Source organism: Methylacidimicrobium tartarophylax (genome assembly GCF_902143375.2).
GTDB classification, from domain to species: Bacteria; Verrucomicrobiota; Verrucomicrobiia; order Methylacidiphilales; family Methylacidiphilaceae; genus Methylacidimicrobium; species Methylacidimicrobium tartarophylax.
On the sequence record NZ_CABFVA020000023.1, the window covers coordinates 1 to 11,117 of the forward strand.

12 protein-coding genes are annotated in these 11,117 nt (G+C 64.0%); 5 read left to right on the top strand and 7 right to left on the bottom strand.

The genetic code is table 11. The features are described from left to right. The 6 genes from MAMT_RS03170 to MAMT_RS03195 form a co-directional block, all read right to left on the bottom strand. Positions 1-307, bottom strand: a 307-nt coding sequence (locus MAMT_RS03170; RefSeq protein WP_178086888.1) for a cbb3-type cytochrome c oxidase subunit I, incomplete at its 3' end; no start/stop codon positions are given. 12 nt (positions 308-319) lie between these two features. Then, on the bottom strand, positions 320-895 hold the full coding sequence (locus MAMT_RS03175; RefSeq protein WP_142659579.1) for a c-type cytochrome: 576 nt from the start codon (positions 893-895) through the stop codon (positions 320-322). 152 nt (positions 896-1,047) lie between these two features. Continuing rightward, on the bottom strand, positions 1,048-1,881 hold the full coding sequence (locus tag MAMT_RS03180) for an N-acetylmuramoyl-L-alanine amidase family protein (protein WP_142659580.1): 834 nt from the start codon (positions 1,879-1,881) through the stop codon (positions 1,048-1,050). 93 nt (positions 1,882-1,974) lie between these two features. Further along, on the bottom strand, positions 1,975-4,713 hold the full coding sequence (locus tag MAMT_RS03185) for a TonB-dependent receptor (RefSeq protein WP_142659581.1): 2,739 nt from the start codon (positions 4,711-4,713) through the stop codon (positions 1,975-1,977). Beyond that, positions 4,710-4,934 carry a helix-turn-helix domain-containing protein gene (locus tag MAMT_RS03190; protein WP_142659582.1) on the bottom strand — a complete coding sequence of 75 codons (225 nt, stop codon included), beginning with the start codon at positions 4,932-4,934 and terminating at the stop codon, positions 4,710-4,712. The genes MAMT_RS03185 and MAMT_RS03190 overlap by 4 nt, the downstream gene beginning before the upstream one ends. A 124-nt stretch (positions 4,935-5,058) precedes the next feature. Then, positions 5,059-5,439: a hypothetical protein gene (locus MAMT_RS03195; protein ID WP_142659583.1), complete on the bottom strand. Its 381-nt coding sequence runs from the start codon at positions 5,437-5,439 to the stop codon at positions 5,059-5,061. A gap of 284 nt (positions 5,440-5,723) precedes the next feature. Here MAMT_RS03195 and MAMT_RS03200 point away from each other — a divergent pair, with 284 nt between their 5' ends. Beyond that, complete coding sequence (locus MAMT_RS03200) at positions 5,724-6,242, top strand: hypothetical protein (RefSeq protein WP_142659584.1); 519 nt, start codon at positions 5,724-5,726, stop codon at positions 6,240-6,242. 131 nt (positions 6,243-6,373) lie between these two features. Here the strand turns inward: MAMT_RS03200 and MAMT_RS03205 are convergent, their stop codons facing one another. Further along, complete coding sequence (locus MAMT_RS03205; RefSeq protein WP_142659585.1) at positions 6,374-7,144, bottom strand: class I SAM-dependent methyltransferase; 771 nt, start codon at positions 7,142-7,144, stop codon at positions 6,374-6,376. Positions 7,145-7,474: 330 nt separating this feature from the next. On the opposite strand from MAMT_RS03205, the gene MAMT_RS03210 reads away from it, so the two are divergent. Genes MAMT_RS03210 through MAMT_RS03225 form a run of 4 tightly spaced genes read left to right on the top strand, consistent with a single transcriptional unit; the run spans position 7,475 to position 10,898 of the window. Next, on the top strand, positions 7,475-8,404 hold the full coding sequence (locus MAMT_RS03210) for a glycosyltransferase family 2 protein (protein ID WP_178086889.1): 930 nt from the start codon (positions 7,475-7,477) through the stop codon (positions 8,402-8,404). Further along, the gene (locus tag MAMT_RS03215; protein WP_178086890.1) at positions 8,401-9,393 is read left to right on the top strand and encodes a glycosyltransferase family 2 protein; all 993 of its coding nucleotides are present in this window, start codon (positions 8,401-8,403) and stop codon (positions 9,391-9,393) included. The genes MAMT_RS03210 and MAMT_RS03215 overlap by 4 nt, the downstream gene beginning before the upstream one ends. Next, positions 9,390-10,205 (top strand): FkbM family methyltransferase, encoded by an 816-nt coding sequence (locus MAMT_RS03220; protein ID WP_178086891.1) that lies wholly within the window; start codon positions 9,390-9,392, stop codon positions 10,203-10,205. Before MAMT_RS03215 ends, MAMT_RS03220 begins: the two co-directional genes overlap by 4 nt. Before the next feature lie 42 nt (positions 10,206-10,247). After that, positions 10,248-10,898 carry a YceI family protein gene (locus tag MAMT_RS03225; RefSeq protein ID WP_142659589.1) on the top strand — a complete coding sequence of 217 codons (651 nt, stop codon included), beginning with the start codon at positions 10,248-10,250 and terminating at the stop codon, positions 10,896-10,898. Positions 10,899-11,117 lie beyond the last annotated feature (219 nt).

An 11,117-nucleotide genomic window follows, 5' to 3' on the forward strand; every position in this document is an offset into this window, starting at 1 on the left:
CCGCAACCGCGGCCACCGTCCCCACGAAGATCCAGAACGCTTTCTGCGCCAGCCCGACCCATTCGACCTCCCGCTCGAGCTCCAAAGGCAGGAACCAGTAGACCGAGCCAAGAAAACCCATGAGCAGCCAGAGGACGAGGGTATCGATGTGGAGAATCTTGGCCGTGCTGAAATGGAAGACATCGAGGAGAAAGCCGACACGCAGATAATAGAGAGAAGTGAGCAGGCCCGCCGCGATCATGACCCCGAAGAGGACCATCGACGCGGCGAAGTATCGCAGAGCCAATTGCTGGGAGCGGTAGATCATTAATTTTTTCCGTTAATCCCCGAATCGAGCCGGAAAGCCGTTGGTTTCGATCGATGAGAGCCATTTCAAGTAGGCGACGAGCGCCTCCGCATCCGCTCGATCGATCCGGAGGTTCGGCATGATTCGGACGCCGATCGGATACCGATCCGGGTTTTGGAGAAAGCGCACCATCGCCTCTTCGCGGCTCGAGGCTTGCGTCATCGCTTGCCAAGAGGGCCAGATTGGATCGAGCCAGCTTTTCGTCAGGTCGGGGGCGTAGTAGGCACCGATTCCAAACATCGTGTGGCAATCGAGGCAGGCCCGCGTCTGAATCACGAGCTTGCCTCTCTCGATCAGTTTCGCTGCCTCCTGCGCGCTGTACCGGCGGCCGAAGAGGAGTTCTTCTCCGCCGAGAACGGGGCGATACCGATTGGCAGCGGCATCCATGGCATAACCGATCCGCTGATTGATCACGGTGTATTCGGGCACATTTCGCCCTCCCGCCCGGATCGTGCGAAGGGTGTCGCTCGACAGGATGACCAAGACAGCGATCATCACCGTCGATGCGCTGATCGCGCCCGAACGCCAAAACCTGGGATCCTCAATCACGCCGGTCTCCGGACCACTCCGAACTCTCCGCTGGGCAAGACTATCACCTTAGCGGATAGCAGACGTGGGCCATCCTATCCGGCTCTACTCACGCGAACAAGGATGCCTGTCGAGCCCGACGGGCTTCCAGCGTCCGCCTCACAACCAGCCGTTCACCGAGGCACGAAGCTTGCCGCCAAGAACGCTTGCGCAAGGAAGGGCTTCGCTCGATCGACGCGTTCGATGCTCGCGCTGACATGACGCTTCCGATGCCGCTTCTTGCGAGACTGCTTCGAAACTTTCCGCACCTCGCTGCCCCGGGAAAGCGGCGCCCAGATTTCCGGAACGGCCGCGATTCCCTCGTCACCAAAGCGCGCCTCCTCCACGATGCCGTCTGCGATCGCCTGGGCGATCCGCTCCCGCGCTTGCGGTTGCGCTACCAGCCGCGCCTCGCGCGCATTGGTCAGATAGGCGCATTCGACGAGAACCGCGGGAATCGTCGGATTGCGGGTGAGCCGCAACCGCCGGCGCACCAGGCCGCGACCCGATCCGCCGACCACGGCCTCCAGGTTGCGGTCGATCCGTGTCGCCAAGCCGTGGCTGTCCGCATGCCAAAAGAAGGTCTCCGCTCCCCGGATGCTTCGATCCCCGGTCGCATTGTAATGGATGCTGACCGCCACCGCCCCGGGCCCGAGCCGGTTGGCGACTCTGACCCGTTCATCGAGATCGACGAACCGGTCGTCGGTCCGCGTCATCACGACGTGGAAGCCACGCGCTCTGAGGAGCTGGGCCACCCTCCTCGCCGTGTCCAGAGCGAGATCCTTTTCCAGAAGCCTTCCGCCCGAAAGCGGACGGCTCATCCCCCCGTTATCCGTGCCCCCATGGCCAGGATCGAGGAGCACCGTCGAAAACGGGCGGATCGGCGCCGCCGCACCCAGGGAAGGGACCAAACACCCGCCCAGGGCGACTAGCCCCACCAGAAACCAGCGCATCCAGACTGCTTTCACACGAGCTCGAGAGAACCTGTAGTAAGAGACTGCAGCCAAGCTGGAAGTAAAGCACTTTTTTCTAAGCGATTGGCGAAAGGCCCCGGGAAGAGGTTAGAACCGGTAGCTCACCTGCGCCTGCACCCAGAAGGGCAAACCCGGAAGCACATAGTCCGAGTTGGAGGCAACGTCCGAAGCGAGCCCGGTGGCGTAAGGCATCCAGTAGATCGAGTTGGTGAGGTTCCAAATGTAGACGGTCAAGGCCCAGTTATCCTTCTGGTAGGTGGCGCTCAGGTTGGTCACATACTGGGCCGGCACCACCGCCGTGTCGTTGAAGAAGAGCGGGTAGCTGCTCATAAACAGGGCCGAGGCGGTGAAGGAGAGGCCGAAGTCGGTCCGGTAGGTGACCATCGCGTTGGCGGTCTGAGTGGGTAAGCCGGTCCAGTCATAGACCCCGGGAACTCCCGCGACGTTGATCGGTGATATGCTCGATCCGTTGTCGTCGAGCGGCAGGTTGTGTCGGAACGCATAGCCCGTCGAATAGCTCTGGGTCTCGGCCGGACCATAGGGAAGCGACGAATAGTTCCAGGTGCCATGCATATAGGCGTAGCCCGCCCGGAACATCCAGTGGCGATCGGGCTGGTAGGTCATGTTATACTCGAAGCCCTGGAGCAGGCCCTGATTCGGCGTGAAGCCGATCTGGTCCTGATAGAGGCTCTGGTTGAAGAAGGCAAACGACAGGTAGAGCTTGTCGTGCAGGAGGCTCAACTTGGCGCCCACCTCCTCGAGCTCGTTGAGCAGATGCATCTCCTGGGCGGTCTGCGTCGGAACGAAGCCCCCCATGTCCGCCGCTGCGGCCACATATTCGTAGTTGAAATTGCCGTAAAGGCTCAGCCACGGAAAGGGCTTGTAGACCGGCCCGATCGAGAAGAGCGGGTCGATCATCGAAGTCTGGAGCTGGGTATAGAGCATCGAGGGAGTGCCGGGAGGCGTCTGGGCATTGATGAAGTAGGTGGTCGCCCGGAGCCCGTACTGGAGGCTCAGCTTCTCGCCGAACTTGATGTCGTGCTGCCAGAAGGGCGCCAACGACCAGTACTGGCTGTCGGTCGTTCCGGTGGTCCCGTTGAGCGGCTCGAAGTAGTAGCCCGCCGGAGTCGAAGGAATGTGCCACTCGCCTCCGCCCGGAGCGTTCGGGTTACGGATCGCCGCCTGGAAATAGGGTGTGTTCCGGACATCCCAGAGCATCGGATTTTGATACGTGCTGAACATGTTGGGCATGTTGATCAGCATCGTCGAAACGTAATCCTCGTTCCTCTGATAGACCCATTCGAGGCCCGTGTCGATGTTGTGCGAGATCGCAAAAGGAGCCTTCTCTCCCTGCCCGGACCCGCTCCCGCCGATGGGGGTGTCGAAGGCGAGCCGGCATTCGGTCCGGTTGTCGACCTCGTAGTCCCCCATCACCGCCTCGTCGTAAAAGTAGGACGGCTGCATTCCATCGTGACGGGTGTACCAGACGAAGGTGTTGTTCACCAGGTCGAACCCCTCATCGACGTGGACCTTCTGGATGAGCTGGGTCATACCCTGGTAACCCGTGTCCTGCGCGTAGGGGCTCATCAGGAGTTGCCGGCGGTTGACCGGACCCAAGCCGACTCCGTACGTCCCGAAGCCCAAAGGCGAAGGAGCGATCGATGCCCCAGGATTGGCGGCCCAGTAGTTCCGTAAGGAGGAAACGCTTCCCATTTGGGACGGCGCAAGCGCGCCGATATAGTCGAGGGAGCCTCCGCTCTGGAAGAGCGCATTGGTCGGCCGGTTGAAGCCCGCGTAGCCGATCGGAGAGGCAGAGGCGAAGTCGGCATCGACGTAGAGATCGGCCGAGTAGTTCTCCACCGGCTTCCATCCAAGGGCGAAGTAGACGTTCTGCTGGTCGTTGTGCACATACTGGTACCAGCTTCCGCTTTCCATCCCCATGTAGCTCAGCCGGTAGGCCAGCTTGTGCTCCTTGTCGATCGGCCCGCCGATGTCGGCTCCCCACATGTAGTTCTCGTACATTCCCGTCGAGTCCCAGACGTTTCCCCGGAACTTGTCGAAGTAGGGCTGCTTGGTCGTGTAGTTGACATATCCCGAAGCCTCCTGCCCCGCCCCGAAGACCGCGTTCCCGGGACCTTCGACGAGATCGGTCGACTCGATCATGTTCCAGTTCCACGGGAGCCCCGAGTTGACCATCTCCACGTTCATCACACTCATCGACATCCCGTTGATGAACGGCAAAGCCTCGCTCCCGCGGATGTAGGGAGCGGGCGCAATCGTGGCGTCGACCCCCCCGAAGGCCGTCGGGTTGATCATCGCAAAGCCGATCGGGTTCATGTAGCCGACCGAGGTGGTTCCCGACTCATCCAAGAGGGTCTTGTTGATCGGCGTGACCTGCCGCGGAATGTCCATCACATCCATCGGCATCCCATAGACCGAATCAATGGGTGCCGCGGTCGGCAGCATATTCGGGACGTTGGAAGCCGCTTTCACCGTGATCGGCGCCATGGTCGACTCGGTCGTCGGCGGCTGCAAGGGCGCCGCCGCCTTCGTCCCGGAGTCGTCGGAAAGACCGGACTGCTCCGCCGACGGATCGACCGGCTCCGGAGGGAGCTGCGCCCAAAGGAGCGAGCGCATGAGGAGCGCCAGGCACGCCACCAAGCCCAGGCAGCGACCCTTCCCCGCCCCCGCGCAGAGTCGAATCCGCATCGCCTTGGCCTCCGGCAGGCCGTTCCCCTCTCCTTCGAACCGAGAGGAGCGCTCGACCGATATCGAGCGCCCCTCTCCCCATCCTTGCCCGTGCACGGGCAGCGGCCTCCGGTTCATCGAGTCACCGGGATCTTCCGCGGTTCCGACCGGCTTCCCGCCGCCTCACCCACCCGATTGCGATCGATCAGTTCATCGACCGACTCCGCGAAGACCCGCAGCGAGCCGGGTCCCACCCGCGTTCCCTCCAGCCGCCCGTCGTCTACCCAGCGGTAGATCGTCCAGCGGCTTACACTCAGCATCCGCGCAGCCTCATCGGGCCGCAGCAATTTTTTGTACACCTCTCCTCCCAAAGATTGACGTTCGCGTTTCCCGGCGCCGGGCGTCCGGAACCGTCCCGCCCACTTGTCAGGACAGGTTATTCCGCAAACCGCCGAGCGCACCTCGCCGTGATCGGCAAAATGGCTACGCGACAGGTCGTGGAGGAGGAGAAAGAGGTCGATCCGTGCGAATCGACAGATCGGGCTGGCCGATCACCGGCCTTTCCGCAGAGAGAAGCAGGGGGCTTGAAAGGGAACCGTATGCGAAGAAATAGAGCCCGATCTCTTCCTGCGACCTTTCGGACCTCGAAGAATGCTCTTCCTTGTTCTTCCCTTTGACGACCCTTTTGCAGATTTGGCAGGGATGCTTGCCGTCAAAGGTCATGTAGAGTCCCGTCTCCATCCCGTAGCTCTGCGAGTACCGCACGAGCATCCCGGCCCACGCCGCTCCCTGCCAGAGAACCCAGTGGCCTCCTGCCAGATGGCAAGCCGCAAGGATGGCAAACAGGATTCCCGCTTTTCTCAAGATAGATTGCTTTTGCGCGCATCGCCATTTCGTGTCAACAGCTTTTCTTCGCCTTTCGCTCTCCTAAGGTCTCCGGAAAGATTTCTCGCCCGGGAGACCGCTTGGAATCTGGCCGGAGAGCGCTTCGGAGTTCTCACGGCAGGAGATGCGACCCAAGGCCAAGCATCCATTTGCCTTCATAATAAGTTAAGCGCATAACATTTTTCTCTTGCGCATTACATAAGGCGTCATAATATTACGATCATGTTTCGCGCCATTTGCGAAACGCTTATTAAGGAGACGAAATGATTGCCGAATACGACACGACCCGAACAACAGAGAGAAAAGAGACGCCGACTCCCAATCGGACGGCCGCTCCGGTCTCCGGTGGGATCCGCGCACGACTGGTGCAGTGGACTTGGCTTGCCGCTTTGACGCTGCTGCTCGTTTCGCTCCCCGCCACCGCCGCGTTCTTCTACGATCTCTTCCGCTGGCCCGGCGCCGACGGAACCTTCGTGAAGCAGTGGATCACCGACGGTTATCCCCGCAGCCTCGCGCTTCTCTGCCTGCTGACGGAGGCGAGCCTCGCCTTCGTGCTTCTCGCCCGGCGCGCGGTACGGTGGCCCTACCTCCTTCTGCCCACCTTCGTGGGGCTGGCTTGGATCGGGCAGCTCGCGGTCGTGATGGCCACCCCGGGACACCCGGCGCTCACTCCGCTGCTCGCCTTGAAGACCGCGGCGGCGGCTCCGGCAATCGCCCTCCTCTTCGCCATTCCCCCGTGGATCGCCGAAGGAGTCGACCGCCGGCCCTCCGCCAGCGCCTAACGGTTCTGCGCCATACGCACAGGGGGGACCCGGCCCCCCTGTGCGGCCCCTCCGGATGCGGCCGCCCGAGGAGAGCCGAAGCCAGGCGCGCAATCGTCCGCCGCGGATATTCGCTGCGGGAGCCTTGCCGGTTAACGGCTCCCCTTGCGGAACAGCCGGCGAGCCCACGATCGCCGAGCCCCCTTCGACTCCCCGGAGTCGGCGCAGCGCCGCTCGTTTGCCTGGCCCAACACCTCCCACAGCCCTTCCAAGGCCTGCCACCGCGGCTCGGGCAGCGCGAGCAGATCGCGCACGGCCGGCTCGATCTTTTCCCCGACGGCGACCGCCCCCAAGCCGAAGCAGTTGCGCACGAGGCGAGACGGATAGTCCTTGGACACCTCTTCCCAGTGCTGCCAGACGCCAAAGCCTTGCTGACGGACGGCCACATCATGGAGCAGGACCACCCCCCGATCGCTCATGCAGGGAAGCCAGGAGTAAAAGTCCCGGCTCACCGCTTCGTAGGTGTGCAAGCCGTCGATATGCAACAGATCGATCGATCCCTTTTCAAAATGCCGGAGAGCCTCGTCGAAGGTCGCCGGAAGCAGGCGGGAAAAGCTGCCGTACCGAGGATCGTGATGCCGCCGCAGATCCTCAAGCACCTGGCTCCCGTAATCCCCTGCCTGCCCATCTCCTTGCCAATGGTCGATCCCGCAGCAGTCGGCGGCCAGCCCGAGCGCGGCGGTCGCCTGGCAAAAGGCGCAGTAGGAGTCTCCGTTGTGGACGCCAAGCTCCACCACGCGTTTGGGCCGAAGGAGATCGACCAGGAGAAAGGCGAAGGGAATATGGAGATGCCAGGCGGCCACCCGGCTCCACCGGGCGGGTTGCGCAAAGACAATCGGATGATCCAGAAGCTCGAAGGCCATGGGAAACACCCATGTTAGGAGGGGAAGGCCGTTTTTGTCGACAGATCGTTCCCTCCGAGAGGAACCCCCGGCAAGGAAGGACGGCGGACTCACACCCTGGCAAGACCGGCCGGTCCGATCCGGACGGGGCCCCTTCCAGAGGAGACCGATCGCGATCCCCTTTCCGTTCGCCTGCCTCTCTCACAGAGTCCGTACCCGAGGCGCGGCGCCGGTCGACCGCCGCGATTATGTTTTGCGGACCGACGGGACGCTCCCGCCTCATGCCCGGCGGCGGAACCGACCTCCTCCTTTCTTGACTCCCGGCCTCTGGATTGGGCAGGCTCCCTAGTCGTGGGTTCCCCGCTCATCTCGATTGGCATCCCCGCGCACGACGGCGCCGATACGGTGGCCCGCGCGGTGGAGAGCGCCCTCGCCCAGACTTGGCCCAACAAAGAAGTGGTCGTCGTCGACGACGGCTCGGCCGATGCCACCCGCGAGCGCCTCCAAGCCTTCCTCCCCCGGATCCGCCTCCTCACCCAGCCCAACGGGGGGCGGGCCTCCGCCCGCAACGCGATCCTCGAAGCCGCCCGGGGAGAATGGATCCAGTGGCTCGATCAGGACGACCTTCTTCTTCCCCAAAAGATCGCAACCCAGCTTGCGGAAGCGGACGGGGGAGAGGGCGCCGATCTCCTCTACAGCCCCTGCCTTCTGGACGAAGGGGCGGGAAAGCTCCGATCGCAACGCCCCTGCCCTCCGGAGCGGCTCCTCGCCGGCTGGTTTGAGGGCGAGCTGCCGCAAACCGGCGGCTATCTCTGGCGGTGCGAGGCCGTCCGCCGCATCGGCGGCTGGAGCGCCCAAGCCCCCCTCTTCGACGACTACGAGCTCGCCGGCCGCGCCCTTCGCCAAGGGCTCCGCTTCCGGCTGACTCCCTCCCCGGGAGCCGTCTGGCGGATCCGCCGCGGGCCCATCTCCGCGGAACGGACCCGGACCTTCGCCCGCCAAAAGGCGACCGTCTTGGAAGAAATGGCCCGATGGCTCGACGAGAGCGGCGGGTGGACCCCTTCTCTCCGCCGCTCCGGCGGCGAGGCGTTTTTCCTGGTCGCACGATGGCTCGCCCGCAGCGGAGAGGCCCAGGAAGCGGAGCGCTTCTTTACGAAGGCTTCCGCCCGCGGCTGGCTGCGCGCGCCGCGCAGCCCCCTCTACCGGATCCTGCTGGGCGGGCTCGGCTTCTCCCGGGCGGAACGGTTTTCGGCGGCGCTCCGCCACCCCTCTCCCGCATGACCGCGCCTCTCGTCACGATCGGGATTCCCGCGTACAACCGGGAGGAGTGGATCGCCCAAGCGGTCGAGAGCGCGCTCGCCCAGTCCTGGCCCAACAAAGAACTGGTCGTCGCCGACGACGGCTCGACCGACCGGACCCGGGAGATCCTGGAAGGCTTCGGGGATCGGATCCGGCTCCTCTCTCTTCCGGGCAACTCCGGCCCCGCAAGCGCCCGCAACGCGATCCTCGAGTCCGCTCGGGGAGAGTGGATCCAATGGCTCGACAGCGACGACTACCTCCTCCCCCGGAAGATCGAGACCCAGCTCCGCGAGGCAGGCGGGGAGTCGGCCGACGTCCTCCTCTCCCCTTCCCGGATCGAACCGTGGGGGCCCGAAGGACCCAAGCCTCATTGGACGGCCCGGCTCCCCGAATCGCCCGATCCCTTCTACCTCTGGCTCGCCTTCTGGTTCCCGCAAATCGGAGCCCAGCTCTGGCGGCGCGAAGCGCTCCTCCGGATCGGCGGCTGGAGCCCGGGCCACCTGGTGGACGACTACGATCTCTACGCCCGCTCCCTCCAGAAAGGACTCCGCTTCCGGTTCACTCCTTCTTCCGGTGCCGTCTACCGGATGGGCCGAAGCTTCTCCTGGACTTCGTCCAAGCTGCACCGGCTCCTTCCCGCCCACAACCAGGAGGCCGAGGCGATGCTCGCCTGGCTCGCGGCTGAGGGGCGGATGACGCCCAAGCTCGCCGAAGCCGCCGGCATCGGCTTCTTCCAGAGGCTGGGCGCCTACAAGCAGTTCGATCCGGCCGCGGCCGACCGGCAGCTCGCCCGCTACGGCGAGTGGATCTGGCCGGTCCTTCCCTCTCGGGACCGGCGGCTGCTCCGCCTCGGCCTCTCCTACGCGCAGGCGGCGCGAATCAAGGAGCTGGGCAAACCCTGGATGTCCCGGCTCGAATGGCTCCTCCGCTCGCTGCGGCGCCGAGCCGCCGCGGAGGGCTCCGTCCCATGACACAACGAGAACGATGGAAGGGCTATGGACGGCTCCTCCGCACCTTTCGCAACTGGCCGCTCTATTTCCTCCATCGACGGGGCTTCCTCCGTCAGCCGGAAGTCCTGGAGTTCCGCACCCGAAGGGGATACCTGCTCCCGCTCCCTCCGGCCCGGATCGGAGATTTCCACGAGATCTTCCTCTCCCACCACTACCTGCTCCCGGCCTGGTCGAGGGATCTCCGCCATTGTCACACGGTGATCGACATCGGGGCCAACATCGGGCTCTTTTCGCTCTTCGCGGCCGAGCAGTTCCCCGAAGCACGGATCCTCGCCTTTGAACCCTGGGAGGAGAACTTCCGCTATCTTGAGAAGCTCGTCCGGGAGAACCGGCTTCCCGTCCTTCCCTTTCGAGAGGCCCTGTCGGCGTCCTCGGGGACCCTCTCCCTCCACCTCCCCCGCTCGGAACGCTTCTCCAGCCGCGCCACCGTCTTCCCGCAGCCGCCGGGTCCCTCCTGGTCCAGCCAAGAGGATCTTCGGATCGAGGTTCCCTCCGTGACCCTGGAAGAAGTCTTTCGCCGGGAAAAGCTCGCCGTCTGCGACCTTCTCAAGATGGATTGCGAAGGCTCCGAATACTCCATCCTCTACGGGACTCCTCCCGAGCTCCTCGCCCGCATCCACCGGATGGCCATCGAAGTCCATTCGGGGAGCGCCCCCGGCGAAAACCCGGCCCGCCTCACCGCCTACTTGAGCGCCTTGGGCTTCCTCACCACGAACCGGGCAGCCACCGAATTCACGACCATGCTTTACGCCTGGCGCAGGCCGCCGAATTGAGCAGCCGCGAAAAGGCCCTTTTCAATCGGAACACAAAGGCGCATGCTTCGCCGCACCCCTTCCCCCATGCGCTTCCTTCCCCGAGCCAGCCTTCTCCTCTGGCTGGCGCTGGGAGCCCCCTCCCTCCTGAGCGCCGCCACCTACCAGGTCGACTCCGCCCGGAGCAAGGTCGAAATCCTCGTCATCCGCGGCGGCCTGCTCGGCTTCCTCGGCCACGATCATGAGATCGTCTCCTGCAAGCTCACGGGAACGATCGACTACAGCCCTTCTTCGACCGCTTCCCTCGGGGCCGACGTGAGCCTTCCGGCGAACTCCTTGACGGTCGTCGACCCCCAAGTCCCGCCCGAAGAGCGCCGGGAGGTTCAGTCGACGATGCGAGGCGAGCAGGTGCTCGACACCGCCCGCTACCCCGAGATCCATTTCACCTCGACGGGAACCAGCCCGACCCGCGATCCGACCCAGGTCCTCGTTTCCGGCGACCTCTCCCTCCACGGCATGGTCAAAAAGATCGCCTTCCCCGTCCGGTTCCTCCCGTCTCCCGGCACGATCCGGGTCGCCGGCACGGCCAAGGTGCTCCAGACCGATTTCGGAATCCAACCGATCCGGATCGCCGGAGGAACCGTGCGGATCAAGAACCTGGTCGAAGTCCACTTCACGCTGACCGCCCGGGGAGGTCCGGACGGCGCACGCTGACCTGCCTGTCTCGCCCAGTTCGTCCCCAAGACCGCTTGCCAGCCAGGCAGGCTAGCAGCGTGTCGGCCTTAGTACGAGAGCTTGCCACGATGCGGCGGCAGTCCGACGCGGCATGGAGAGTGATTGTCTCGGGAACCGTAAAAACCAGGATAATCCGACGGCCGTTCTAGCGGAGAGCGGCCATAGGGATCCAATCGTCAGGGAACCGGGCTTGCGGGC

What these genes read in the sequence shown, in the direction of transcription:
- MAMT_RS03185 (WP_142659581.1), bottom strand. Translation starts at nt 4,713, where the DNA reads ATGAACCGGAGGCCGCTGCCCGTGCACGGGCAAGGATGGGGAGAGGGG.
- MAMT_RS03200 (WP_142659584.1), top strand. Translation starts at nt 5,724, where the DNA reads ATGATTGCCGAATACGACACGACCCGAACAACAGAGAGAAAAGAGACG.
- MAMT_RS03205 (WP_142659585.1), bottom strand. Translation starts at nt 7,144, where the DNA reads ATGGCCTTCGAGCTTCTGGATCATCCGATTGTCTTTGCGCAACCCGCC.
- MAMT_RS03215 (WP_178086890.1), top strand. Translation starts at nt 8,401, where the DNA reads ATGACCGCGCCTCTCGTCACGATCGGGATTCCCGCGTACAACCGGGAG.
- MAMT_RS03220 (WP_178086891.1), top strand. Translation starts at nt 9,390, where the DNA reads ATGACACAACGAGAACGATGGAAGGGCTATGGACGGCTCCTCCGCACC.
- MAMT_RS03225 (WP_142659589.1), top strand. Translation starts at nt 10,248, where the DNA reads ATGCTTCGCCGCACCCCTTCCCCCATGCGCTTCCTTCCCCGAGCCAGC.